Here is a 24,975-nt window from a genome sequence, read left to right as displayed (position 1 = left end):
ATGCCCATTTCTCCAATCTCCGGGCAACCTGGTATGCTGCTCTTTGAAAGCGAAGTGATCGGACGTCACCCGGCAAAATACTTTTTGGATGAAAGCTGTGGATATATCTGGGTGGATAACCCGACATGGCTGGAAGAAGCGTACAGCGACGCTATCGCCTTGACGGATACAGGGATCGTCGCCCGAAACCTGTCGAATTTGCGTCGTGTTTCAACAGCCATGCGGGCAAATGGTCTTGCAGGAGCCCGTGGGATCGACATTGGTGGTGGCTATGGGTTGTTTGTTCGAGGCCTTAGGGACATTGGACTGAATTTTCACTGGTCAGACCCCTATGCAGATAACCTTTTGGCGCGCGGGTTCGAGGCGGATGATGGAACTTATGCAGTCGCGACAGCCTTTGAAGTTCTTGAACATTTGCCCGACCCGCTGTCGCACATTAAGGAGGCGCGCGCAAAATTTGGATTCGAGACGCTCTTCTTCTCGGCAACTTGCTTCGACCCAAAAAATCTGCCGCCGCGCGACTGGTGGTACTGGGCATTTGAGACGGGCCAGCATATCAGTTTTTTCTCGGAGCAATGCCTGGATTATATGGCAGAGCAGCTAGGGATGCGGAAAGTTCACTTACGCGGCGACCTTTATGCCTTCACAGCGCTGGACAGCCTTACGTGGCCCAGCAAGTGGCAACAATGGAGAATCCGGAAAACGTTCCGCCGTGCCAGCCTAACGCAACAGGATTACGAAGACATGAAGCAACGCGTTAAGGCGACCCAGTTCAAGCCTTGACGATCACAGTGCGTCGGTCTCGTGTTTAAGGCGTTGTCGCGCGATTTCTTCGTTTCTTTCCGCTTTCTGCTGATCGGCCATGCAGCGTTCAACAAAGCTTAGATGGTCCTGAACCGCTTGCCGGGCCGCGACTGGGTCGCGCGCCTGAAGCGCGGTGTTGATGGCGCGGTGCTGGTCCAGAATGGCCTCCCGCGTTGTGCGCTGCTGGAACATCATCTTGCGGTTATAGAAAACGCCCTGCCGCAACAGATCGAACATTGACCGCATCATGTGCAGCATTACCACGTTGTGGCTGGCCTCGATGATTGCCATGTGAAATTGCGCGTCCAGTTGCGCCTCGTCTTCGGTCGCGTTGCGCGCATGTGCGGCCTCCATCTTGTCAAAGATTGTCTGAACCACCTTCAGATCACTGTCCGAGCCCAGCCGCGCAGCGCGCTCTGCCGCCAATCCTTCCATGTCCCGCCGGAATGAAAGGTAATCGAACACCGCCTCGTCATGGCTACCGAACAGCCGCGTTAGGGCGGGGGAAAAGGCAGAGCCCAGAACCTCGGCCACATAGATGCCGGACCCGGCCTTGGCTGTCAGCAACCCCTGACTCTGAAGGTCTGCGATTGCGTCGCGCAAGGATGGGCGGGATACGCCCAGTCGCTCGGCCAATTCGCGCTCGGCGGGAAGGCGTTCACCGGGCCGCAATATGCCGCGCAGGATCAGAAGTTCGATCTGGCGTACCACCGCGATCGAAAGCTTTTCGGTTTGAACTTTTTGAAAAGGCATGCGGGCATCGTTTTGGAAATTGGTCAAATCATATGACCACGTATAGCAGGCAGGTTCAAGAAAGCGGTTCATTGGGGGTGATTATTAGGTCAGTATTGTTGACTTTATGATCCTCCTCTCTACGCTGACCCTGACTGAGAGCGGAGGAGACTCATGTCTACGCACGAATTGTTCGCCACGCGGGCATCCCGAATGAAGGCGTCCGAGATACGCGAATTGCTCAAGCTGTTGGATCAGCCCGGAATCATCTCGTTTGCCGGCGGCATCCCCGATCCTGTTCTTTTTCCAGCTGAAGGGTTTTCGGACGCCTTTCAGGCTGCTTTGGGGCCGGAACAACAGGCTCAGGCGCTGCAATATTCCGTCAGTGAAGGTTACGTCCCGCTACGCGAATGGCTTGTCGATCACATGCGTTCAATCGGAGTGGAGTGTGGGCTGGGGAATATTCTGATTACATCAGGGTCGCAGCAAGCGCTGGACTATTTGGGTAAACTCTATCTGTCCCCGGGTGATACCGCGTTGGTTGGCTGGCCGACTTATTTGGGGGCGTTGGCCGCGTTCAATGCTTACGAACCGCGATTTGACCGACTCACCATCAATAGCAACCGGGGCGCCGAGGGATACGCGGCAGCGGCGGGTGAAGGCGCGGTCAAATTCGCCTATCTCTCGCCCGATTTTGCCAACCCGACGGGTGAAACCGTGGACTTGCAAGGGCGGGAGGCTCTGCTGGATCTGGCAGATGAGTTGAACTGTGCGATCATCGAAGACGGAGCCTATCAGGCACTGCGATACAACGGTGACGCCATCCCTCCGGTTCTGGCTCTGGAACAGGCGCGCAAAGGGTCGATCGAGGATTGCCGCACGATCTATTGCGGCAGTTTTTCGAAAACCTTGTCTCCGGGATTGAGGGTTGGATGGGTTGTTGCGGCAACTCCGGTGATTTCGCAGTTGGTCCTTTTGAAGCAGGCCGCTGATCTGCATTCAGCGACCATCAACCAGATGGCCATTAATCAAGTGGCGCGAGCCTGTTTTGGCACACATATCCCGATGCTGCGCAGGGTGTATGGTGCCCGACGGGATGCCATGTTGCAGGCGTTGCAGGACTATATGCCGACCGGGGTTCAATGGACCAAGCCCGAAGGTGGCATGTTCATCTGGCTGACTTTGCCGGTTGGTACAAACGGGGCCGATCTGCTGGCCCGGGCGCTTGAGACGGTCAAAGTTGCTTTTGTCCCAGGTGGGGCCTTCTTTCCGGACGGCAGCGGGACAAACACCATCCGGCTGAGTTTCTCGAACTCGGATGAGGAAACGATCCGCGAAGGTATTCGTCGATTGGGCGAGGTTCTGCGCGCCTAAGCATTGGAAAGGTTTTGTTAACCTTGATGGTACAATGCTGAGGGCATGATCCGGTATCTGTCTCTCCTAGTGCTGGCCGCTTGTTCGGCCGGCACGCCCCACTTTCGCGATGTGCCTGCGACCCGCGTAGCGGTGAATGGCAGCGTTTTTGACGTTCGGGTCCGCGGTCAATTGGCCGAGGCTGTACGCATCAATGCCCAATATGCTCCGCGCCTTGGTCCAATTCGCGACCGGGCCGCACTGGCGATGGCACAGGTGTCGGATTGTCCGCTGTTGGATGTTCTGGGCGATGCCGCGGTCACCGTAGGCGTTCTGGGGTGTGACCAGGAATTGGGGGAAAAGTTGATTTTCGGCAGCCTTCTCGGTCGCCCCTACGAATGCACCGACTATGGCTTCTACGAAGACTATGGCTATCAGGTTTTTGAGTGCACCCCTTACTGAGATACGCGCTTTTTTGCGTATTTCGGCAAGATATTGTGGATAACTTGGTGTGAAATCCCATATCCTGCGTTACTCCGTTGACTCACCCCCAATCGGTTGCGCAGACTTCCAGATATAGGAATCATGGGACAAGCGGCCTTTGCGCTTCAGCAAACTCAAACTCACCGGCTTCAAAAGCTTTGTTGATCCGACCGATCTGATCATCGCGGATGGGTTGACCGGTGTGGTGGGTCCAAATGGCTGCGGTAAGTCCAACCTTCTGGAAGCTTTGCGCTGGGTAATGGGTGAAAACCGCCCCAAATCCATGCGTGGCGGTGCGATGGAGGATGTGATCTTTGCCGGGGCCGCAACGCGACCGGCGCGAAACTTTGCCGAAGTCGTCCTGACCATGGATAACTCGGAACGTTTGGCACCTTCAGGGTTCAATGAGAGCGATCAGCTGGAAATCGTACGCCGTATCACACGCGATGTCGGCAGCGCTTATAAGACAAATGGTAAGGATGTTCGGGCGCGCGACGTGCAGATGCTGTTTGCCGATGCCTCGACCGGCGCGCATTCGCCGGCTCTTGTAGGGCAGAACCGCATTGCCGAACTGATCAACGCCAAGCCCCGTGCACGCCGCCGTATCTTGGAAGAGGCAGCTGGCATCTCGGGTCTTTATCAGCGACGCCACGAGGCAGAGCTGAAGCTGAAGGGCACTGAATCCAATCTGACCCGTGTTGATGACGTATTGGAACAGCTGGGTACACAGCTGGCCCAGCTTGCGCGTCAGGCGCGTCAGGCCGCACGGTACCGCGAAATTGGCGAGCAACTGCGTCAGGCCGAAGGAATGCTGCTCTATCGACGCTGGAAAGAGGCTGACATGGCCCGCCAGCAGGCCGAGGATGTGTTGCGTGAGCGGATCACCGAAGCTTCGCGCGCCGAAGCGGAAGCGCGCGCCGCCAGTGCAAAGCGGTCGGAAATTGAGGAAACTCTACCTCCTCTGCGTGAAGAAGAGGCTATTGCCGCCGCAGTTCTGCAACGGCAGCAGGTGCAACGCGACCAACTGGTTGATCAGGAAACCCGCGCGCGTCAGACGATCGAGACGCTGACCAACCGCATTCAGCAGTTGGCCAACGATATCGAGCGCGAAACCGGGTTGAACCGGGACGCGGGTCAGATGATTGAGCGTCTGGAATGGGAAGCGCGCGAACTGGCAAAAGCCGCCGAGGGGCATGACGACAAAGTGGCCGAGGCCGCTGAGATCGCGCGCGAAGCTGCGTCTGTGCTGCAGGATCGCGAAGACCACCTGTCTCAGGAGACCGAAGACATGGCGCGTCTTGTGGCGCGTCACCAGTCAGCTCAGCGTTTGGTCGAAGACAGCCGGAAAACGCTAGCCCGGTCCGAGGGTGAGGAAGAGAAAGCCCGCGCGGCGGTAGACGAGGCTCGTGATGCTTTGACCCGTGCCAGCGAAGCGTACGAACAAGCGCAGGAAGGCGAGGAGGAAGCGCGCGAGGCTGCAGAGGCCGCCGAAGAAGCGCTGGCTGCGGCAGATGAATTGCGCAACGAAACGCAGGCGCGCGAGGCCGAGGCGCGCGCTCAGCGGTCCGAGGCCGAGGGTGAACTGGGCGCAATCCGCGCTGAGACATCGGCCCTCGCCAAACTGGTTGAACGGGATACGGCCGAAGGCGGGCAGGTTCTGGATCTGCTCCGAGTCGAGCCCGGCTATGAAAAGGCTCTGGGGGCGGCGCTGGCGGACGATCTGCGCGCACCATTGGTCGAAGGCGACGGCCCGTCCGGGTGGGTGCAGGTCTCGGGCTATGACGCAGATCAGCCTCTGCCCGATGGCGTCGAACCGTTGGCGCTGCATGTTTCTGGTCCGGATCGCCTGAGCCGTCGGATCGCTCAGATTGGATTGGTTGATGCGGATCAGGGGGCCCGACTGCAGGATTCCCTGAAGCCAGGGCAGCGTTTGGTGTCGCGTTCGGGCGATCTATGGCGCTGGGATGGATTCCGCGCCTGGGCCGAAGATGCACCAAGTGCGGCTGCGTTGCGGTTGGAGCAGCTTAACAAACTTGAGGCCCTAAAACAGGAGCTCGCCCGGACCGAGGCGCAGGCGGATGGTGCCCGGGCCGCGCATGAGGCGCTGTCGCAACAACTGGCAGACGTCACCGAAGCAGACCGCCGCGCGCGTGAAGCCCGCCGCGCCGCTGATCAGCGGATGGCGGAATCCGCGCGCCAGCTGAGCCGAGCCGAAGCCGACCGCAATCTGGCACAGGGCAAGTTGGAAACGCTTACCCTTGCCGTTGACCGGCACAAGGAAGATGCCATGTCCGCCCGCGCGCAACTGCGCGAGGCCGAAGGGGCGCTGGCCGGTCTGGGTGATGTAAATAGCGCACGCGCACAGGTCGAGGATATCAAGCAAACGGTCGAGGCTGCGCGGATCACGATGCTGACCCATCGCTCGTCGCATGATGAGCTGCGCCGCGAAGCCGAGGCCCGGACCCGGCGTACTCAGGAAGTGACCAAAGACCTCAGTGGATGGCGGCACCGGTTGGATTCGGCTGAAAAGCGCATCTCGGAATTGGTCGAGCGGAAGGAAAGCTCGGAGGAAGAACTGTCCGAGGCGATGGCCGCCCCAGGAGAGATCGCGGAAGCCCGCGAGGAACTGAATGAGCTGATCGAAGCCGCCGAGGCTCGTCGGGCCGAGGCTGCCGACAAACTGGCTGAGGCCGAGACTCAGCAGCGCGAGGTCGTGCTGGCCGAGCGCGAGGCAGAACGTTTGGCATCCGAAGCCCGCGAAACCCGCGCGGCCGCCGAAGCGCGCTGTGACGCGGCCAAGGAAAGTGTTGTGGCGGCGGCTGAGCGTATTGCCGAAGATCAACAGCTGACCCCGAACCAGTTGCTGAATCAGCTGGATACGAACCCGGATCAAATGCCGGCCGCGGACGCGCTCGAGGCGGAGGTGAACCGGCACAAGCGACAGCGTGACGCCATGGGTGCAGTAAACCTGCGCGCCGAGGAAGACGCCAAGGAAGTTCAAGAAGAGTTCGACACGCTGAATAGCGAAAAGGCTGATTTGGAGGAGGCAATCAAGGCCCTGCGCAGTGGGATTGCCAGCCTCAACCGGGAAGGCCGCGAGCGTCTTTTGACCGCGTTTGAGCAGGTGAATTCGAACTTTGCCATGCTGTTCAAGCACCTGTTCGGTGGTGGTGAGGCCAATCTGGTCATGGTCGAAAGCGACGATCCGCTGGATGCCGGGCTGGAAATCATGTGCCAGCCACCGGGCAAGAAGCTGTCCACCCTCAGCCTGCTTTCGGGCGGCGAGCAGACCTTGACGGCGACCGCGCTGATCTTTGGCGTCTTCCTTGCAAACCCCGCACCGATCTGCGTCTTGGACGAGGTCGACGCGCCGCTGGACGATGCCAACGTCACCCGTTTCTGCGACCTGCTGGACGAAATGTGCCGCCAGACCGACACGCGCTTCCTGATCATCACCCACCATGCGGTGACTATGGCGCGGATGGACCGGCTGTTTGGCGTGACCATGCAAGAACAGGGCGTCAGCCAGTTGGTTTCGGTCGATCTGAAAAAGGCCGAGCAGATGGTCGCCTGATCGTTCACTGCAACGTTATGTCTCAATCGATGGGTGGCGGGTTAAAGTGGCCGCATGATGAGATACCTGATCCTTGCCCTATTTGCTGCCAGCCCGGTTGTGGCTGCGGAATGGCCCACGAAGCCCGGAGATATTCCACTTTCATCCGAAGAGTTGGATGCCTTGGCGGGGCGGACGCTGACCTTTTATGACAACGGACAGTCTAAGTTTTCGGCTGGTGGGGCTTATTCCTTTACCTACGCCAGCGGCGAATCCGCATTCGGGACATATTCTATTGCTGACGACGGCAGCGTCTGCATCGCCTATCGAAACGGGTTCAGTCGCTGTGACCTTTATGTACGCAGCGGTGAGCGCTTGATCCTGATCGACGAAAAAGGGGATCGATATCCGGTTCGTGGCGAGTAATTGATCGTGTGTTCCCATGTTTTTAGTTCATTTGATAGAACTAAGCTTGTAATCGCGCGGATATAGGTGAGAAAGCTTGATGGCCAAGGTGGTATTGTCCTGGAAAATCATCTTTGATGTACGGGGATTGGAAAATGTGCCGGTTTTTGGCTTGGGTTGGTCAGCAACGATATTTGGACGAACTGGTCCTTGAACAGGAACAATCGCTTGTTATTCAAAGCCGAAATGCATTGATCGGGAAGACACCAATAAACGCCGATGGGTTCGGTCTGGCGTGGTACTCTGATCGCGAAACGCCATGCTTTTACAAAGACACACACCCGGCCTGGTCAGATGCCAATCTGAAGCAATTGGCGCATCACACTAAATCGAGGCTGTTTCTGGCCCATGTTCGGGCTTCGACAGGTACTGCGACTTCACGAAATAACTGTCATCCCTTTGGCGTCGGCAGATGGAGTTTTATGCATAACGGTCAGGCCGGTGGTCACGACAGAATCCGGCAAGAGCTGGATGCAATGATCCCGGCGCATCTGTATCAGCACCGTATGGGCGCAACAGAGAGTGAGGCGATCTTTCTCATCGCCCATGGAGAGGGGCTGGACGCCGACCCAGTCGGTGCGATGGCTCGTGCGGTGGGACGGGTAGAAACCCTGTCCCGGCATAGCGGGTCATTGCCCTACCTTAGGTTTGCTGCTTGCTGGTCAGACGGCAAACGTGTCTATGCGGCCCGTTATGCCTCTGATCATTTTGCGCCCAGCCTGCATTACAGAGCCTGCAAAGACGGTATCATCATTTCGTCCGAGCCATTGGATGCCGACAATGAGGGTTGGACCGAGATACAGCCCAACACTGTGATCGAAACCGAAGGCTCCGTGGTGACGACCCATTCCTTTGCGTCTTATGTCCCGCAGGAAAAGGAACGGGTCGCCTAAGCGCGACCTTTCCTACAATTGGTTTAACAGTTCTGCGGTCGGCCACGCGTCGGCAGGCAGGCCAAGCCGTTCTTGTTCAGTTTGGACAGCTGCCCTAGTGCCAGCGCCCAGGATCCCGTCGATTTTACCCACGTCATGTCCACGCGCCTGCAGTTTGGTCTGCAATTGCTTCATCTGCGCGCCTGACAAGCCTTGCGGCGGATTCCCTGCGTAATAGATTTGGCCGCCTTCTAGGCGTGTGCCAAAATATGCGGCGGTCAGGACGTAGACAAAGCTCTGGTTCCATTCAAAATAGACGTCAAAATTTGGATAGGCGAGGAATGCCGGGCCTTTGTGACCCTGTGGCAGGATCAGCGATGCGGGCAGGTTGGCCAGTGATCCGCTGCGCGCCTGAACACCCATCGCCTGCCATTCAGACACGGGTCGCGATTTGCCGGGGCCAGACAGGGACCAATCCATTTCGGCGGGAACATTCACCTCTTGCAGCCAAGGTTCACCCGGACGCCAGCCCAGATGCGACAGCATCTTGCCGCCCGACATCAGCGCATCCGGGGCTGAGGTTTTTAGTGAGACTTTGCCGTCGCCGTCCCCGTCTACGCCGTTCTCCAGAATGTCCCGGGGCAGCATCTGCACCATGCCGATCTCACCGGCCCAGGCACCAGTTGTACGGTTAGGGTCGAAATCCCCTTGGCTATAGAGTTCGATTGCAGCGAAAACCTGTGGGCGGAAAAGTTCAGGCCGACGACAGTCATGCGCCAGCGTGACCAGCGCGTTGCGGGTGTTGAAATCTCCCTGCACTGCGCCGTAGTCGGTCTCGAACGCCCAAAAAGCCAGCAAGACACCGCGCGAGACGCCGTATTCCTGCTCGATCCGGTCAAACACTGCGTCGTATTTGCGTGACATGGACGTACCGCGATCAATACGGTTCTGCGAGATCAGGCGGCGCGAGAAGTCGATGAAGGGTTTCTGGAATACACCTTGTGCCCGGTCCGCCCGCAGAACGGCGCTGTCCTGCTGAACGCCATTGAAAAAGCCGTTCACGGTGGATTCGTCGAACCCTTGTTGAATGGCCTCGGCCTTCAGACCCTTCACGAAGGAATTGAACCCGCCGCCGCATTGGGCCAGTGCAGGTGCGGCAAACAGGGTGGCGGCAAGGATGCCCGAGAGTAAACGCATTTTAGGGTCCGTCAGAAAATGAAGCTGACCCCAACCCACACCGACACGAGGCCCAGCGCAAGCCCCCAAACCCGCCAAAGCATGTCGCATGCGCGGAAAATCTCCGGCGCGCCGATGTTGCGCGACGCATCACCGTTGACCCAGGCCAGATCGCGGACCTGTCCGTCATAGCTGCGCGGCCCGGCAAGGGCGACGTTTAAGGCGCGCGCCATCGCGGCCTCGGGCCAACCGGCATTGGGGGAAATATGGCGGCGTGCATCCGTGACCATTTCCGGCCAGCGCATCCATTGGCCAGAAAGCGCCACGATCAAAATGCAGGTCAGACGGGCAGGGATAAGGTTCAACACATCGTCCAGACGCGCGGCGGCCCAACCAAAGTCGCGGTACTTTTCAGAGCGGTAGCCGATCATGCTGTCGGCTGTGTTGACTGCCTTATAGATCAATAGCCCGGGGAGGCCCGCAACCAGAAACCAGAAGGCTGGCGCAATCACCCCGTCGCTGAGGTTTTCGGCGGCGCTTTCAATAGCAGACCTTGCGACCTGAGCCTCGGTCATGTCCCGCGTATCGCGTGAAACGATCATAGCAACCTTGGCCCGGCCTTCAGCCAATGATGTGCGCAGCCCATCACCTACGTCGCGAACATGGGTCACCAGCGATTTTTGTGCCAGCAGTATCGCACCCAGAATGACTTCCGCGACTGGCCCCAAAAGCGCCAGCGCGCGACCCAGAAACACTGCACCAAAGACCAAAAGCAGCACGACAGCCACGCCCTTCAGCCGTCTCTGCGTTCCCTGGTTCAGGCGTTGATCCAGCCGGCCAATGACATTGCCGACCATCACCGCCGGATGCCGGATGCGCGACCAGAGCCAGTTTGGCTCACCCAGAGCTGCGTCGAGACACATAGCGCAGACCAGCAGGAAAGCGGTGCTCACAACGCTGTCTCCAGCCGGCTCCACCCATCTTCGGGCGGCAGGCCCAGACGCAGATAAGTGCGAGAATAGGGAAAAACGCGGCTCCAAATTTGGGAGCTGGCGAGCTTGGCCTGCCAAGCGATAGCGTCGTCTACATCGTAAAGGCGAAACAAGGTGGTTCCACCGACCAGTTTTGCACCTTTGCCAGTTACGATCCGGTCCAGCCGTTCTGCTGCATCTGCCAATTGTTGTCGGGTTGCGTCGGCCCAATCGACGTCCCTCAGTGCCTGTTCCCCGATCCGAAGGGCAGGGCCGGAAACGGCCCACGGCCCGGTCAGATCGTTCAGTTTTGTGATCAGTTCAGGTTGGCCAATCGCAAAGCCCAGCCTTAGCCCGGCAAGCCCCCAGAACTTGCCGAAACTCTTCAGCACGATCACACCGGGTTGCTCGGTCAGATGAATCAGAGATGTATCTGGGCGGATATCGCAAAAGCTCTCATCAATCACGGTCAATGGGGCATTGACATCGTCCGCGCTCCAGATGCGCCCGTCCGGGTTGTTGGGGTTCACGATGACGCGCGCCTCGGCTGGACCATTTGGTTGAACCGTCCAGCCTTGCGCGGCAAAGGCCGCCGCGTGTTCATTGTAGGTAGGTGCCGTGATTTGAACTCGGCCCGTCGTCGCAAGGGCAGGAATGCGCGCAATGACTGCTGATGCGCCGGGCGCAGGCAGGATCGCAGCACTATCGGGAACGGACCAGAACTGACGCGCCGCTGCAGACAGCCGCTCAAACGCGCCGTGATCAGGCAACGCAGTCCAATCCGACGAGATCAGCCCTGACACCGGGTACGGGCTTGGATTGATGCCGGTCGACAGATCCATCCAGCTTTCGCGCGCCCCGCCGAACCTGGCAATGGCACTGTCCAGCCCTCCGCCGTGGTCGCGCGCGGCGCGCGGGTTCAAGTCTGTATTGGGGCTTGCCATTGGGATTCTCGTCGGATTTACGTGTTTGGGGCTGCTTCAAGCGGATTTTTGCCGCTTTTTCAAGCAAATCCGCGTGATCGGGCCGGTTGGTCGGCATCGTTAACACTTTGTTAAGGAATAAGCGTGATCACAAACAACGGGGGTCGGCACCGCACACTCTACCAAGTGCCGAGGTTGTTGCAAATGAAAGTATTGATTGTTGAGAGTAACCCCGATCTTGGTCGGGTCTGGAAAAGGCATCTGGAGCGGCAAGGAGCCGAGGTAACGCTTGTTGCCGGGCAAGAGGCTGCGATCCTTGCGCTGTATGGCACGGATTTCGATATCATCGTGTTGGATCTGGTGTTGGAAAACGGCAGCGCCTTAGCGGTTGCCGATTTCGCAAGCTATCGCCGCCCCGAAGCACGGGTGATCTTTGTTACCAACACGACCTTCTTTTCGGACGGATCGATCTTTGCCCACAGCCCGAATGCTTGCGCCTATGTGCAAAGCGGCACGCCGCCAGAGGATCTGGCGGCGATGGTCGAACATTATGCGGCGGGACGCTGACCGCGCCCATGCGGCTCTTGGTAGTCCAACACCGGGTTCGTAGGGATGATCCGATGCGGATTAATGCTTTCGTGACTAAAGTGATAATGGCGCACGATGTGGGGCATGTTCACTGTCGATGCAACTCCCGGCCATTGGTATAACTCTCGGGTATAAGCCCACAGATTTGGGTAATCGATCAGCCGCCGCCGGTTGCATTTGAAATGCAAATGATAAACCGGGTCGAACCGGATCAGCGTCGTGAACAGCCTCCAATCGGCCTCGGTCAGGCGATCCCCCATCAGGTAGCGGTTAGAAGCCAAACGATCTTCCAGCCAGTCCAGTGTTTCAAACAGCGGATCCACGGCGGCGTCATAGGCTTGTTGACTGGTGGCAAAACCGGATTTGTAGACGCCGTTGTTGACGTTGGAATAGATGCGCGCATTCACCTCTTCGATTTCTTCGCGCATCGCTTCCGGCCAATAATCGTTGGTGTTGCCAGTGATCCCGTCAAAGGCCGAATTGAACATCCGGATGATTTCCGAGCTTTCGTTCGATACGATCGTCTGCTGTTTCTTGTCCCACAGGATTGGCACCGTGACCCGGCCCGAATAAGAAGTGTCGGCCTTGGTGTAAATCTGGTGGGCAAAGTCCAGACTGTACAGGGTGTCCCCGGTTGCCCCATTGCCATCAGTCTCAAAGGTCCAGCCCTTATCCAGCATGTCGGGATGTACAACAGAAACAGAGATGTGACTGGTCAAACCCTTCAGTTCGCGGAAGATCAGAGTTCGGTGCGCCCAGGGGCAGGCATGGCTTACGTAAAGATGATACCGCCCGGTTTCAGCGTTGAACCCGCCCTTACCCGAAGGCCCGGCGCTGCCATCGGCCGTTAGCCAGTTGCGAAACTGTGCGGCGCTGCGTTTGAACGCGCCGCCAGTGGATTTGGTGTCATACCAGGTGTCATGCCATTTACCGTCGACCAACAGGCCCATCTCATGCCCTCCGAAAAGCGATTAGGCCAAACATAGGCTGTCGCGTAGGGCGTTCCTATGCGAGGGCGCGCGCATCCTGCCTGCGCATGCGCACAGGTTGGACTGGGATTTCTGTGCAACAGATTGAATTCTCCGCTCGTATTGAAGTTACGTTCACTGGATTTTCATAATTTGCGCCTCACAATAGAGTACTCTGCCGGGGGAACTTTTTATGAGTACTTATATTTCAAAGGAAATAACTGCTGAATTGGATGCGGCACGAATCGCGGGGCTGAAGAAAACCAGCCGACTGCGTGTTGAGATTGGCGACAATACTTACAAAATTCTTCGATTGTGGAGGGATGGGTTTACAGTTGAGGCTGAAACAACGCCACAACTGCGCGGACTTGTGGATATCTATGATGGCGCCAACCATCTGTACCAATGCCTTATCATCGCAGATGAGGATGAAGCGGGCGAGATGCGTTACGAGTTCAAGCGTAGCACTGCTGCAGCCGACAAGGCTCCGCTAGATTTCTACCGCGCGCCGGATGCCCCGATTGCGTTGTTGGGCCACGAGGATTGAGGGGAGAGCCAACGACATCGCCGTTGGCCACCTCGTTCACTGCAAATCAGCAAAAGCGCGCTTTAGTCGGTCGCATGCGTCTTCAACCCGGGCACTTTGAGTGGCAAGGTTAAACCGTTCAAAGGTCTCACCACCTGCGCCAAAGCCGGGTCCGGAGGAGGTTGCAATCTTAGCGTCTTCGCGCAAACGGCGGACGAACTCATCGTGGTTCATGCCGGTGCCTGAAAAATCGATCCACGCAAGATAGGTGGCCTGCAGGGGCATGGACCACAGACCGGGAATTTCGGCGATGGCGGCATCGAAGACCTCGCGATTGCCCGCAAGATGCGCGACTTGTTCGTCGACCCATGCGGCCCCTTCCGGCGTGTAGGCTGCGGTGATCATTGCCACGCCCAGCGCGCTGGGGTCGTAATCAAGCGTCTGAATACGATGGCGCATGGCGGCACGCAGTTTGGGGTCGGGGATGATCATATTGCCAGTACGCTGTCCCGCGATATTGAAAGTTTTAGACGCCGCTGTCAGGGTCACGGTCCAAGGTCGCGCATCGGGTGCCGCCACATCCATCGGCACGAACGTGTTTCCGGGATAGACCAGATCGTGATGGATCTCGTCAGAAACCAATATCAGTCCATTGCGCTCGGCAAACGCAGCCACAGCGTGCAGTTCATCCCGTGTCCAAACCCGACCCGAAGGGTTCTGGGGCGAACACCACAGCAGCATCTTCTCGGACCCGTCCAGCCGTGATTGGGCGTCGTCCAGATCAAGACCATAGGTGTCACCCTGCCGCACCAACGGGCATTCCACCACGCGGCGACCGGATTTGTTCACCTTGTGGGCGAACTCATGGTAGACCGGCGTAAAGATCACTACTCCGTCGCCAGGTTCGGTCCAGACGTCCAGGCAAAGGGCGATCGCATTGCCCAACCCCTGTGAAGTCAGCACCCAATCTGTGTCGATTGCCCAGTTGTGGCGGTTTTCCATCCACCATTGGACCGATGCTAGATAATTCGGGTGTATCCAGGAATACCCAAAGACGCCGTGATCGGCGGCCTTGCGAACCGCGTCAATTACGCAAGGGGCCGTGGGATAGTCAGAATCTGCGGTCCACATGGCCAGCCCGTTTTCGGGCGAAACGCCATACAGCTGCTCCATCTTGTCCCATTTTGAACTGTTGGTTCCCCGGCGGTCGATCAGGTCGTTGAAAGTCATGTCTTCTCCATCTGTCCGGTTGGAAGCTAGCCACAAATACGACAGGCGCAAGGGGGGCGTTGCGGCGGGGAGCGGGATGGCCTAAATCAACCCCATGAAACGCAATATCCTGATCCATCCCGATCCCCGCCTGAAAAAGGTCTGTGCGCCCGTAGCCGACATCAGTGACGAACTGCGCACGCTGGCCGATGACATGCTGGAAACGATGTATGATGCGCCCGGCATCGGCCTCGCAGCACCTCAGATCGGCGTGCTTGATAGGTTGATCGTGTTGGACTGCATAAAGGAAGAGGGCGAAGCGCCACGCCCGCTAATCATGTTCAATCCCGAAATCATCGCCTCGTCTGAGGAGACCAATGTCTACGAGGAAGGCTGCCTGTCGATCCCTGAGCAATTCGCCGAAGTGACCCGCCCCAAGGTGGTCGACGTCACGTGGATGGACCGGGATGGCAACCAGCAGCAAGAGTCATTCGATGGCCTTTGGGCGACTTGTGTTCAGCATGAAATCGACCATTTGAACGGCAAGCTGTTCATCGACTATCTCAAGCCGCTGAAACGCCAGATGATCACGCGAAAGATGCAGAAACTGAAACGCGAGCAAGCCCGCGCATGACCGTTCGTACCTGCCTGCCCTGGCCCGACAAACGCCTGCGCACCAAGGCCGAGGACGTCACTGAGATCACTGACGAAATTCGCACGATCTGGGCCGACATGATCGACACTATGGAAGCTATGCCCGGTGTTGGTCTGGCCGCGCCACAGATTGGCGTCATGTTGCGTTTGGCAGTTGTTGATGGCTCGGCCGAGAGGGGCAAGGCTGTGCGTCTGGCTAACCCTGAAATCCTGCACAGCTCGATCGAACTGCGAGAACATGACGAGGCTAGCCCGAACTTGCCCGGTGTCTCGGCCAAGGTAAAACGCCCGCGCGCGGTGACGGTCAAGTTTCTGAATGAACAGGGTATGGTGGATCGCCGCGACTTTGTCGGGATCGAGGCCACCAGCGTGCAGCACCAGATCGACCATCTGAACGGCCAGATGTATTTCGATCGGCTCAGCAAGGTCAAACGGGACATGCTGCTGCGCAAAGCGAAAAAAAAGGGGTAGAGATGCGCGTTGTATTCATGGGCACGCCCGACTTCTCGGTTCCTGTGTTGGATGCGCTGGCCGAGGCGGGGCATGAGATCGTTGCTGTCTATTGCCAGCCGCCGCGCCCAGCGGGTCGGGGCAAGAAGGACCGCCCGACACCTGTTCATGCCCGGGCCGAAAAACTGGGGCTGACCGTACACCATCCGGTGTCTTTGAAATCTACTGAAGAGCAGAGCGCTTTTGCGGCACTGAACGCAGATGTGGCTGTCGTGGTGGCGTATGGCCTGATCCTGCCGCAACCAATTCTGGACGCGCCAAAGCAAGGTTGCTTGAACATACACGCCAGCCTACTGCCGCGCTGGCGCGGGGCGGCCCCGATTCACCGGGCGATCATGTCGGGGGATGCGCAAACCGGGATATGTATCATGCAGATGGAGGCCGGGTTGGACACAGGTCCCGTTCTTATGCGCGAGGCAACAGATATCGGGATCGAGGAAACCACCGATCAACTGCATGACCGCCTCTCAGTGATGGGCGCACAACTGATCATCGAAGCACTGCGTGACCTGCCGGATATGACACCCGAGCCGCAGCCCGAGGTTGGCGTGACCTATGCCGCCAAGATCGACAAGTCTGAGGCGCGGATTGACTGGTCCCGTCCTGCAGCCGAGGTCGATCGGCAGATCCGAGGGTTGTCGCCATTTCCCGGGGCCTGGACTGAGATTGATGGCAACCGGGTGAAAATGCTGGCGTCGCGTCTGGCCGAGGGGCAAGGCGTACCTGGCGAAGTCCTGGACGATGCTCTGACTGTTGCATGTGGCGACGGTGCCGTTGATGTGTTGCGCTTGCAACGGGCGGGCAAAGGCGCGCAGGATAAGAAAACCTTTCTGCGGGGCTGGCCTGTGGCCAAGGGAAGCCGGATTTAGAAGGAATAACAGACTTGTACATGACTTTGATGGGGACGGTGTTGATCGCAGCCGTCGTTGGAAGCCTCGCGGAAAAAACCGGCTTTACCCGAAACGGCTATCTGCAATCTATCATCATTTGTATCGGCGGTGCCTTTCTATTTTTCTTTGCTCAAATCATGTTTGGCAGGATGTTCGGGTTTAACCTTGCTTTTGGGTCCCCGGGTTTGAACGCTATCGTGTCATCCGTCGGCGCGCTGATCATCGTGCCGACTCATTGGAGGAAGTGACATGCCTGTCATTGCCCTGATCGTCATCGGAGCCGCTGCTGGGTTCCTTGCCACCCGCCTGATGCGGATTGAGGCCAACATTCCCACGACCATGCTGATCGGGATCGTTGGCGCGCTTGTCGGCGGCTTCCTGTTGCGGGCCTTGATCACAGTGGCGGGTTGGTTGTCTGGCTTTGTCGGTGCAGTTCTGGGCGCGCTGCTGGTGATTTGGATCTGGCAGACCTACCTGCGGCGTTGAACGGCGCTACCGCTCGTCGCAAATCACTGTCGAACCCAATGAACTCGACCTGCCCGTGGCCATTTTGAAGCGATTTGCTTCCTCCGCCGACATCCAGTGCATTTCGTCCTCGGGCGCAGCATCAAGCGTGAACCAGTAAAAGGCCGGGTCGACGCCAATGTCATCGAAATAGTCGAGATACCGATCATGCTCGGGGTGGTCTTCCGGCAGGTTCGCGGCAACATATCCGCCGCCGCCCCAGCTATGGACCCCGACACATGCGCCAGGTTCAAGGGTACGTTGGTTGCCCGCCAGGAACAGGTCGGTGCCGCCAGATGCGACCAAGCCATCAGAAGGTACCACTGTATCGAACCCTTCTTCCCTGACAACGCGGCTGAAAACTACATTGGCATCATCATCGACCGAGCCTTCGATGTTCTGCAGGACAAGTGTTTTAATCCCGGGGTTCGAGGCAGTGATTTCTTCGAAAGCATCGAGCGTCGTGTTATCAATGGACCCCGAAGCAACGATTTCATCCCCCTGCACAACGAAGCTGACAGGGTCATATTGCGCTGCACAAGCACCAAGAAAGGCCAGTGAGGTAACAAACAAGGGGAGAGTGATGTTCATCTCAGTCCTCACATCTGTGGCGCCGGAAATGCTGTCCGTGTAAATAGTACCCGTTTATTGCCGAGGCGGTCGTGACTTGTAAACCGGAAGTCGCCAGCCAAACACCAATGATCCCGCTCTCAGTGCCCAACAGATTAGCGCGCAGGCGGCCAGTGCGGGCAGTTCGTCAAAGCCAAGCCGGTCCGCGATCACAGCGGCCAAGGCCCCGGCAAACGCGCAAGAGACATAGAGTTCGCCTTGTTTCAGGACCAGAGGCACTTCGTTGCAGACCACGTCGCGCATCAACCCGCCTAGACAACCGGTGGTGACGCCCATCAGCACTACGATAACACCGGTTTGATCCATGGATAAAGCCGCGCCCGAGCCCGCCGCGGCGGCGATGGCAAGGGCAAAGCTGTCCAGCCAGATCAACCAGTTGTACCGGCTTTCGACCAAGTGGGCCGTGAAGAAGACCAACACAGCGGCACCTACGGCGATCAGGATGTAATCCGGCTGGCCGACCCAGAATACTGGGTGGCGATCAAGCAGAAGGTCGCGGACGGTGCCTCCTCCCACGGCCGTCAGGCAGGCGATAAAGGCGAAGCCGACCAAATCAAGCTGAGCCCGACTGGCCACCAAAGCGCCAGTTAACGCAAAAACCAGTACCGAGGCATAATCGAGCAGTGCAAGGCCGCTCACGCCTGCGCCTTTTTGGGTTTGAACGGGGCCATGCCTGCGCGCGCCAGTTCATCGGCTTTTTCGTTTTCGGGATGGCCCGCATGGCCTTTGACCCATTCCCAGGTCACTTCATGGCGCGCCTGCGCCTCGTCCAGCCGCTGCCATAGATCGACATTCTTGACTGGCTTCTTGTTCGAGGTCTTCCAGCCGTTACGCTTCCACCCGAATATCCAGCCGGTCACGCCGTTTTTTACGTAGGCGCTGTCGGTCACCACGGTGATCTTCGAAGGCCGCTCCAGCGTTTCCAGTGCGCTGATCGCGGCCAGTAATTCCATGCGGTTGTTGGTGGTTTCCGCCTCGCCGCCGTTCAATTCGCGCTCTTTCAGGACTTTTTCACCGTCCATCGCGCGCATCAGTACGCCCCAGCCGCCAGGGCCGGGATTCCCCGAACAGGCTCCATCGGTGTAAGCAAACAGTTCAGGCATGCGCGATCACCAGAATAAAGCCATCATAAGAGCCGGCCAGACCTTTACCTACGCCGGTTGTGACCCGGTCGATTGTGAAGCCGGTCTCGGCCAGCGCCTCTTCGATCTCGGTCTGTGAGAAATAAGTGTAAAACCGGTCGATATCGTCGCGGTGTTCGCCCGTACCCAGTTTCAGGCCAAGAAAAAAAGTACCCTCAGGTTTCAGCGCCCGGTGAATGGTGGCCAAGTGGCGCGGGAAATCTTCGCGCGGTGCATGCAGTAGCGAAAAGCTGGCGTAAATACCGTCATATGCGGCCGTTTCGGTCACATCATCAAACGTGCCCACATGTGCGTCCACGCCGTTTTCCCGGGCATGATCCACAAAAGCCGGCGTCGCATCCAATGCCCGAACCTGTAACCCTTCACGCAGGAAGAACATGCTGTCCGCACCGGGGCCCGAGCCGAGGTCCAGCACATATCCGCCCGGCGTAACCGCTTCGGCAAAGGCCATACGCGCCTCGATCTGTTCGGGCGGCAAGGGGACGCTCAGGTATTCGGCGACGCGTGTTGTGTAGGCGTCAATTGTCTTGCGGTCGGTCACAGGTACACTCCTACAGCAAGGCATATCAGGACGATCACGGTCAGCAAAATGCGCAGCCTAAGCCACCATGTTGGGGTCAATCGCCAATATGCAAACACAGCGTCCAATATCAGCAAGCCGGCGAAACCGTACATCAAGTTGATGCCCGCCTCGACGGGCCCGCCGCCAGTCATGAAGAAAGCCCAAAGCGCCGGAAGGACCGACAGTGCATAGCAAGTTGCTGCCTTGCTGCCAGACGTCTTGGTGGCGAACCCCCACAGAACACCGGACATAAAGCTAAGAATGACCGAGCCGTAGAACAGTTGAATATAAGGCCCGACAAACCGCGACCCCAGCGCCTGTCGCCCCCAGTCCTGCAAATCGCCGTTCAGATAGGTCAATACGCCCCAAATGAATGGGATCAGCCCTGCCAGCGCCAGAACCAGCGGCGCTCTTGGAACACCTCTCATGCGGTTTGCCTCAGGACGCGTGGCACTTTGAATTCAACGTTTTCGACAGCGGTTTCGACCAGTTCGACCGTCACGCAATAGTGGTCGTTGAATGCGTCAATCACCTCATTCACCAGCACTTCTGGCGCGGACGCGCCTGCCGTGATGGCGATGGTCGAGATCCCTTCCAGTGCCCGCCAGTCGATATCGCCTGCGCGCTGTACCAACTGCGCATAGTTGCATCCGGCGCGCGCGGCAACCTCGACCAGTCGGCGCGAGTTTGAAGAGTTCGGAGCCCCGACAACAAGCAGAGCATCTGATTTGGGTGCTACGGCCTTGACTGCCTCTTGCCGGTTGGTGGTGGCGTAGCAGATGTCTTCCTTATGCGGCCCAACGATGGCCGGAAAACGTGCCTGCAGGGCAGCGATGATATCCTTGGTGTCATCGACTGAAAGTGTCGTTTGAGTGACAAATGCCAACTTTTCCGGATTGCGCACATGAACCGCGGCCACGTCGTCGACGGTTTCCACCAGCAGCACTTCGCCGTCAGGTAACTGGCCCATGGTGCCGACGGTTTCCGGATGGCCCTTGTGGCCAATCATGATCATCTGCAATCCGGCTTCGGCATGGCGCTGTGCCTCAACATGGACCTTGGAAACCAGCGGGCAGGTGGCATCGACATAGATCATTTCACGCTGAGCCGCCGACGCAGGAACGGATTTCGGTACGCCATGCGCTGAAAAAATAACTGGTCGGTCGTCAGGACACTCATCCAGTTCTTCGACAAAGACTGCACCCTTGGCGCGCAGGCCGTCTACGACAAATTTGTTGTGGACGATTTCGTGCCGCACATAGACCGGGGCTCCCCATTTTTGCAGCGCCATTTCGACGATCTTGATCGCCCGGTCGACACCGGCGCAGAACCCGCGCGGGGCTGCGAGGTAAAGGGTGAGGGGCGGCTTGGTCATGTCGTGGTCTCCATAGGCCACAGGTAAGTCTTTTCCTAGCCGTGGTCCAGACAGGACGTTGTCATTGATCTGACATGAAACGCTGTTAGCCAGTAAGTGTTTCAGCACCTGTGTTTAGTTAAAGAAGCGCGGCCAGGTTCAAAAAAACCTGACCGCGCTAATTTCTTCCCCCAAGGCTAGTGAGTGGCCTTGTATTACTGTCCACCCGCAGCAACGCTGCGCGGCTCCATCGGCATCTCGCGCGGAGGTCGCCCGATCACATCGCGCAGGTCTTCAAGTTCGATGAAGTTGTCCGCCTGGCGGCGCAGCTCGTCCGAGATCATCGGCGGTTGGCTGCGGATGGTCGAAACCACCGAAACGCGCACGCCCTGACGCTGCAGGCTGGCAATCAGCGGGCGAAAATCCCCATCACCCGAAAACAGCACAATATGATCGACGCGCGGCGCCAGCTCCATGGCGTCCACGGTCAGTTCGATGTCCATGTTTCCTTTGACTTTCCGACGCCCCATACTGTCGGTGTATTCCTTCGCCGGTTTTGTCACCATGGTGAAGCCGTTGTAGTGCAGCCAGTCAACCAAGGGACGGATCGGAGAATACTCGTCATTTTCCAATAGCGCTGTATAGTAAAAAGCCCTAAGCATCTTGCCGCGGCGCATGAATTCCTGGCGCAGCAATTTGTAGTCGATGTCAAACCCCAGTGCTTTTGCGGCCGCATAAAGATTCGAGCCGTCGATGAACAGCGCTAGCCGTTCGTCTTTATAGAACATAAATAGGTCCTTCCGGTATAATACAGAGCGCCGGAGTGTTACGTGAGTGGGTATTGGAAATAAGCGGCGCGCTGGTATCCCTATAATTAGGCCATTTCGGACTTATCGCAAGCATGCAATTCGCCGAATATAGTGAATGGAACGCACAAAACTATGTCAAAAGCGGTTATCGCACTGGGTGCAAATCTCAATTTGAGAGGACAGGGGCCCAAGGTGACACTTGGCGATGCTCTTGACGCGTTATTGCGTCAGGGGTTGGTGATTCGTGCCGTAAGTCGTTTTTTTGAGACCCCGTGCTTTCCCGCAGGTGCCGGACCGGACTATATCAACGCGGCTGCATTGATCGAAACGGACAGGAATCCTGCCGATTTGTTGCATTTGCTTCACCAGATTGAGCATCAGTACGGCCGCGAAAGAGTCCAGCGGTGGGGTATGCGAACTCTGGACCTGGATTTAGTGTGTTACGATGATCTGGTTCTGCCTGATCATGCCCAATATGACAAATGGTTGACCCTGTCGGCTGAGGAGCAGACCCAAAAAGCGCCAGATCAGCTGATCATACCCCATCCGCGCCTGCAGGATCGCGCTTTTGTGTTGGTTCCGATGGCGGACGTGGCCCCGGATTGGCGGCATCCGGTCCTGGGGCGGACGGTGACCGAAATGCTTGCAGACCTGCCCGCAGCGGATATTGAAGCAGTCACGGCAGCGTGAAGGGTGCATTTGCAGCATTTCTTGCTTGTCAAGGCAGGGATTCGCCCTTAGATAAACCTCTTCCTGACATGGATTCAGTAACGGAGAGCGCTCAATGGCCCGCGTAACGGTTGAAGATTGCGTAGACAAGGTTCCGAACCGGTTTGAACTGGTGATGCTTGCCGCCCATCGTGCGCGCGAGATTTCCGCCGGTGCGGGGATCACCGTGGACCGTGACAACGATAAAAACCCCGTTGTGTCGCTGCGCGAGATTGCCGACGAAACCCAAAGCGCCGACGATCTGCGCGAGCGTTTGATCGAGGCCAACCAGACCCAGATCGAGGTCGATGAGCCGGAAGAAGATCAGATGGCTCTGCTGATGGGTGCGGAATCGGACAAACCTGCCGATGACGACATGTCCGAAGAGAAGCTGTTGCGCGCTCTGATGGAGGCTCAAGGCCAGGGGTAAGCCCCAAAGATGAAGGTGCGGACCGGATGATTTCTGCAGACGACCTGATTGCGCTGGTCCGCAACTACAACCCCAAGACAAATGCTGATCGCATCGCCCGGGCCTATGAGTTCGGTAAGCAGATGCATGATGGTCAGTTCCGCCATTCTGGCGAACCCTACTTTACCCACCCAGTAGCCGTAGCCGCCATCCTGACTGAACAGCGTCTGGATGATGCGACGATCATCACGGCGCTGCTGCATGACACGATTGAAGACACCAAAGCCAATTATGGCAAGGTGTCCGAGCTGTTCGGCGAAGAGGTAGCCAAGCTGGTCGACGGCGTCACCAAACTGACCAACCTGCAACTGTCCAGCCGCGAAACCAAACAGGCCGAGAACTTCCGTAAGCTGTTCATGGCCATGTCCAAGGATCTGCGAGTTATTCTGGTCAAGCTCGCTGACCGTCTGCACAACATGCGCACGATCAAGGCGATGCGGCCTGAAAAACAGGTTCAAAAGGCGCGCGAGACTATGGATATCTACGCGCCGCTCGCAGGTCGGATGGGTATGCAATGGATGCGCGAAGAGCTTGAAGACCTTGCTTTCCGCGTTCTGAATTCCGAAGGCCGTCAGTCTATCATTCGACGCTTCATCACGCTGCAGCGCGAAACCGGCGACGTGATCCACCGGATCACTGGCGACATGCGGCACGAGTTGGAGAAGGCGGGCATCGAGGCCGAAGTGTTCGGTCGTGCCAAAAAACCCTATTCGATCTGGCGCAAGATGCAGGAAAAGGATCAGGGCTTTTCGCGCCTGTCCGATATTTACGGCTTTCGCATCATCACCCGGTCCGAAGAAGATTGCTATCGCACGCTTGGTGCCATTCACCAGCGTTGGCGCGCTGTGCCGGGGCGGTTCAAGGATTACATCAGTCAGCCGAAATCAAACGGGTATCGATCGATCCACACAACGGTTTCGGGGCGCGACGGGAAACGGGTCGAGGTGCAGATCCGTACGCGCCAAATGCATGACGTAGCCGAAACCGGCGTTGCGGCGCATTGGTCATACCGCGATGGCGTCCGTTCGGAAAACCCTTTTGCCGTCGATCCGGCGAAGTGGATTGCAAACCTGACCGAACAGTTCGACAGCGAGGAAGATCACGAGGATTTCCTCGAAGCAGTCAAACTGGAAATGTACTCGGATCAGGTGTTTTGCTTCACGCCTAAAGGTGATGTGGTCAAGCTACCGCGCGGGGCCACGCCGATTGATTTCGCCTATGCGATCCACACCCGTATTGGACATGCCTGCGTTGGTGCCAAGGTGGACGGCATTCGTGTGCCACTGTGGACGCGCATCAAGAACGGTCAGTCTGTAGATGTGATCACCGCGGATGGTCAGACACCCCAAGTTACCTGGCTTGAGATTGCGGTGACCGGCAAGGCGCGAACCGCAATTCGGCGCGCGCTGCGCGAAGTCGATCGGGAACGGTTTATCAAGCTGGGCAAGGAACTGGCGCGCTCTGGATTTGAACATGTTGGCCGCAAGGCCACCGAAAAAGCGCTGGACACGGCGGCGAAGCACTTGCGCCTGAAAGACCGGCACGAATTGCTTGCACGCCTCGGCAGCGCCGAGCTGACGGCGCATGATGTAGTCAGTGCTGTTTACCCTGAACTGACCCAGGATGAGGGGGACGCCATTTCCCCGCGCCGCGCGGTGATCGGCCTTGAGCCCGGCCAAAAATTCGACCGCGCCCCTTGTTGCCAGCCTTTGCCGGGCGAACGCATTGTCGGCATAACCTATCGCGGCAAAGGAGTTGTCGTGCATGCGATCGACTGCGACCGCCTCTCCGAATTCGAAAGCGAACCTGATCGCTGGGTCGATTTGCACTGGCATTCGGGAACGCACCCGGCTGTCTATGGTGCGACGCTGGATATGACCATCGGTAACGATGCCGGTGTGCTGGGACGCATTTGCACGTTGATCGGCGAGAAAAAGGCCAATATCTCGAACCTCGAATTCGTCGACCGCAAACCGGATTTTTACCGCTTGCTGATCAATGTCGAACTGCGTGACCTGGAGCAGTTGCATTCGCTCATGCTGATGCTCGAGGCCGAAAGCGACGTGGCGGCTGTGGAGCGGTATCGGGACAGGGCAAAAACCGCAGTTGCGGCTGGCTGA

Annotated in this window: 29 protein-coding genes; 16 read left to right on the top strand and 13 right to left on the bottom strand. The window is 57.8% G+C overall.

Features of this window, described 5'->3' with window-relative positions; all coding sequences use genetic code 11:
- A complete protein-coding gene (locus GOW92_RS14150; protein WP_170561233.1) occupies positions 1–783 on the top strand; it encodes a class I SAM-dependent methyltransferase in 783 nt (260 codons plus the stop codon).
- Between the two features lie 3 nt (positions 784–786).
- Here GOW92_RS14150 and GOW92_RS14145 read toward each other — a convergent pair whose 3' ends face one another.
- Complete coding sequence (locus GOW92_RS14145) at positions 787–1,557, bottom strand: FCD domain-containing protein (protein ID WP_170561549.1); 771 nt, start codon at positions 1,555–1,557, stop codon at positions 787–789.
- Between the two features lie 153 nt (positions 1,558–1,710).
- Here GOW92_RS14145 and GOW92_RS14140 point away from each other — a divergent pair, with 153 nt between their 5' ends.
- The 5 genes from GOW92_RS14140 to GOW92_RS14120 all read left to right on the top strand — a co-directional run bounded on the left by GOW92_RS14140 (position 1,711) and on the right by GOW92_RS14120 (position 8,283).
- Positions 1,711–2,910 (top strand): PLP-dependent aminotransferase family protein, encoded by a 1,200-nt coding sequence (locus GOW92_RS14140; RefSeq protein ID WP_170561232.1) that lies wholly within the window; start codon positions 1,711–1,713, stop codon positions 2,908–2,910.
- Between the two features lie 45 nt (positions 2,911–2,955).
- Complete coding sequence (locus GOW92_RS14135) at positions 2,956–3,351, top strand: hypothetical protein (protein WP_170561231.1); 396 nt, start codon at positions 2,956–2,958, stop codon at positions 3,349–3,351.
- 139 nt (positions 3,352–3,490) lie between these two features.
- Positions 3,491–6,946 carry a chromosome segregation SMC family protein gene (locus GOW92_RS14130; RefSeq protein ID WP_170561230.1) on the top strand — a complete coding sequence of 1,152 codons (3,456 nt, stop codon included), beginning with the start codon at positions 3,491–3,493 and terminating at the stop codon, positions 6,944–6,946.
- 57 nt (positions 6,947–7,003) lie between these two features.
- The gene (locus GOW92_RS14125) at positions 7,004–7,351 is read left to right on the top strand and encodes a hypothetical protein (RefSeq protein WP_438826353.1); all 348 of its coding nucleotides are present in this window, start codon (positions 7,004–7,006) and stop codon (positions 7,349–7,351) included.
- Positions 7,352–7,485: 134 nt separating this feature from the next.
- On the top strand, positions 7,486–8,283 hold the full coding sequence (locus GOW92_RS14120) for a class II glutamine amidotransferase (RefSeq protein WP_170561228.1): 798 nt from the start codon (positions 7,486–7,488) through the stop codon (positions 8,281–8,283).
- A 12-nt stretch (positions 8,284–8,295) separates the two neighbouring features.
- Here GOW92_RS14120 and GOW92_RS14115 read toward each other — a convergent pair whose 3' ends face one another.
- The 3 genes from GOW92_RS14115 to GOW92_RS14105 are packed head-to-tail and all read right to left on the bottom strand — an operon-like array spanning position 8,296 to position 11,353.
- Positions 8,296–9,459, bottom strand: a complete 1,164-nt coding sequence (locus GOW92_RS14115; protein ID WP_170561227.1) for a lytic murein transglycosylase — start codon at positions 9,457–9,459, stop codon at positions 8,296–8,298.
- Between the two features lie 11 nt (positions 9,460–9,470).
- On the bottom strand, positions 9,471–10,391 hold the full coding sequence (cbiB, locus tag GOW92_RS14110; RefSeq protein WP_170561226.1) for an adenosylcobinamide-phosphate synthase CbiB: 921 nt from the start codon (positions 10,389–10,391) through the stop codon (positions 9,471–9,473).
- Positions 10,388–11,353 (bottom strand): threonine-phosphate decarboxylase, encoded by a 966-nt coding sequence (locus tag GOW92_RS14105; RefSeq protein ID WP_170561225.1) that lies wholly within the window; start codon positions 11,351–11,353, stop codon positions 10,388–10,390. Before GOW92_RS14105 ends, cbiB begins: the two co-directional genes overlap by 4 nt.
- Before the next feature lie 183 nt (positions 11,354–11,536).
- On the opposite strand from GOW92_RS14105, the gene GOW92_RS14100 reads away from it, so the two are divergent.
- Complete coding sequence (locus GOW92_RS14100) at positions 11,537–11,899, top strand: response regulator transcription factor (RefSeq protein ID WP_170561224.1); 363 nt, start codon at positions 11,537–11,539, stop codon at positions 11,897–11,899.
- Here the strand turns inward: GOW92_RS14100 and GOW92_RS14095 are convergent.
- The gene (locus GOW92_RS14095) at positions 11,881–12,870 is read right to left on the bottom strand and encodes a glutathione S-transferase family protein (RefSeq protein WP_170561223.1); all 990 of its coding nucleotides are present in this window, start codon (positions 12,868–12,870) and stop codon (positions 11,881–11,883) included. The genes GOW92_RS14100 and GOW92_RS14095 overlap by 19 nt on opposite strands.
- A 211-nt stretch (positions 12,871–13,081) precedes the next feature.
- On the opposite strand from GOW92_RS14095, the gene GOW92_RS14090 reads away from it, so the two are divergent.
- Entirely contained in the window at positions 13,082–13,435 is a 354-nt protein-coding gene (locus tag GOW92_RS14090; protein ID WP_170561222.1) for a hypothetical protein, read from the top strand.
- A 36-nt stretch (positions 13,436–13,471) separates the two neighbouring features.
- Here the strand turns inward: GOW92_RS14090 and GOW92_RS14085 are convergent, their stop codons facing one another.
- Complete coding sequence (locus GOW92_RS14085; protein WP_170561221.1) at positions 13,472–14,644, bottom strand: MalY/PatB family protein; 1,173 nt, start codon at positions 14,642–14,644, stop codon at positions 13,472–13,474.
- Between the two features lie 94 nt (positions 14,645–14,738).
- Between GOW92_RS14085 and def (GOW92_RS14080) the strand changes: the two genes are divergently transcribed.
- Genes def (GOW92_RS14080) through GOW92_RS14060 form a run of 5 tightly spaced genes read left to right on the top strand, consistent with a single transcriptional unit; the run spans position 14,739 to position 17,163 of the window.
- Entirely contained in the window at positions 14,739–15,257 is a 519-nt protein-coding gene (def, locus tag GOW92_RS14080; RefSeq protein WP_170561220.1) for a peptide deformylase, read from the top strand.
- Positions 15,254–15,748, top strand: coding sequence for a peptide deformylase (def, locus tag GOW92_RS14075; RefSeq protein WP_170561219.1), 495 nt, complete (start codon positions 15,254–15,256; stop codon positions 15,746–15,748). The genes def (GOW92_RS14080) and def (GOW92_RS14075) overlap by 4 nt, the downstream gene beginning before the upstream one ends.
- 2 nt (positions 15,749–15,750) lie before the next feature.
- On the top strand, positions 15,751–16,656 hold the full coding sequence (gene fmt / locus GOW92_RS14070) for a methionyl-tRNA formyltransferase (RefSeq protein WP_170561218.1): 906 nt from the start codon (positions 15,751–15,753) through the stop codon (positions 16,654–16,656).
- Between the two features lie 14 nt (positions 16,657–16,670).
- Positions 16,671–16,925 (top strand): hypothetical protein, encoded by a 255-nt coding sequence (locus tag GOW92_RS14065; RefSeq protein ID WP_058278955.1) that lies wholly within the window; start codon positions 16,671–16,673, stop codon positions 16,923–16,925.
- A gap of 1 nt (position 16,926) precedes the next feature.
- Complete coding sequence (locus tag GOW92_RS14060) at positions 16,927–17,163, top strand: GlsB/YeaQ/YmgE family stress response membrane protein (protein WP_058273291.1); 237 nt, start codon at positions 16,927–16,929, stop codon at positions 17,161–17,163.
- A 6-nt stretch (positions 17,164–17,169) separates the two neighbouring features.
- Here GOW92_RS14060 and GOW92_RS14055 read toward each other — a convergent pair whose 3' ends face one another.
- The 7 genes from GOW92_RS14055 to GOW92_RS14025 all read right to left on the bottom strand — a co-directional run bounded on the left by GOW92_RS14055 (position 17,170) and on the right by GOW92_RS14025 (position 21,657).
- Positions 17,170–17,772, bottom strand: coding sequence for an alpha/beta hydrolase (locus tag GOW92_RS14055; RefSeq protein ID WP_170561217.1), 603 nt, complete (start codon positions 17,770–17,772; stop codon positions 17,170–17,172).
- Between the two features lie 54 nt (positions 17,773–17,826).
- The gene (locus tag GOW92_RS14050; protein WP_170561216.1) at positions 17,827–18,450 is read right to left on the bottom strand and encodes a trimeric intracellular cation channel family protein; all 624 of its coding nucleotides are present in this window, start codon (positions 18,448–18,450) and stop codon (positions 17,827–17,829) included.
- Positions 18,447–18,914, bottom strand: coding sequence for a ribonuclease HI (rnhA, locus tag GOW92_RS14045; protein ID WP_170561215.1), 468 nt, complete (start codon positions 18,912–18,914; stop codon positions 18,447–18,449). Before rnhA ends, GOW92_RS14050 begins: the two co-directional genes overlap by 4 nt.
- Positions 18,907–19,494, bottom strand: a complete 588-nt coding sequence (locus GOW92_RS14040) for a class I SAM-dependent methyltransferase (protein ID WP_368040285.1) — start codon at positions 19,492–19,494, stop codon at positions 18,907–18,909. Before GOW92_RS14040 ends, rnhA begins: the two co-directional genes overlap by 8 nt.
- Positions 19,491–19,943 (bottom strand): DUF3429 domain-containing protein, encoded by a 453-nt coding sequence (locus GOW92_RS14035; RefSeq protein ID WP_170561213.1) that lies wholly within the window; start codon positions 19,941–19,943, stop codon positions 19,491–19,493. The genes GOW92_RS14040 and GOW92_RS14035 overlap by 4 nt, the downstream gene beginning before the upstream one ends.
- Positions 19,940–20,890, bottom strand: a complete 951-nt coding sequence (gene ispH, locus GOW92_RS14030; protein ID WP_170561212.1) for a 4-hydroxy-3-methylbut-2-enyl diphosphate reductase — start codon at positions 20,888–20,890, stop codon at positions 19,940–19,942. Before ispH ends, GOW92_RS14035 begins: the two co-directional genes overlap by 4 nt.
- A 194-nt stretch (positions 20,891–21,084) precedes the next feature.
- Positions 21,085–21,657: a LabA-like NYN domain-containing protein gene (locus tag GOW92_RS14025; RefSeq protein WP_058278950.1), complete on the bottom strand. Its 573-nt coding sequence runs from the start codon at positions 21,655–21,657 to the stop codon at positions 21,085–21,087.
- A gap of 153 nt (positions 21,658–21,810) precedes the next feature.
- Between GOW92_RS14025 and folK the strand changes: the two genes are divergently transcribed.
- From folK to GOW92_RS14010, 3 genes are all read left to right on the top strand, one after another.
- Positions 21,811–22,368: a 2-amino-4-hydroxy-6-hydroxymethyldihydropteridine diphosphokinase gene (gene folK, locus GOW92_RS14020; protein WP_170561211.1), complete on the top strand. Its 558-nt coding sequence runs from the start codon at positions 21,811–21,813 to the stop codon at positions 22,366–22,368.
- A gap of 94 nt (positions 22,369–22,462) precedes the next feature.
- The gene (gene rpoZ, locus GOW92_RS14015; RefSeq protein ID WP_170561210.1) at positions 22,463–22,816 is read left to right on the top strand and encodes a DNA-directed RNA polymerase subunit omega; all 354 of its coding nucleotides are present in this window, start codon (positions 22,463–22,465) and stop codon (positions 22,814–22,816) included.
- Positions 22,817–22,842: 26 nt separating this feature from the next.
- On the top strand, positions 22,843–24,975 hold the full coding sequence (locus GOW92_RS14010; RefSeq protein WP_170561209.1) for a RelA/SpoT family protein: 2,133 nt from the start codon (positions 22,843–22,845) through the stop codon (positions 24,973–24,975).

This window comes from Ruegeria atlantica, assembly GCF_013032505.1.
GTDB lineage: Bacteria > Pseudomonadota > Alphaproteobacteria > Rhodobacterales > Rhodobacteraceae > Ruegeria > Ruegeria atlantica_F.
This window is presented reverse-complemented; position numbering and strand designations above follow the sequence as displayed.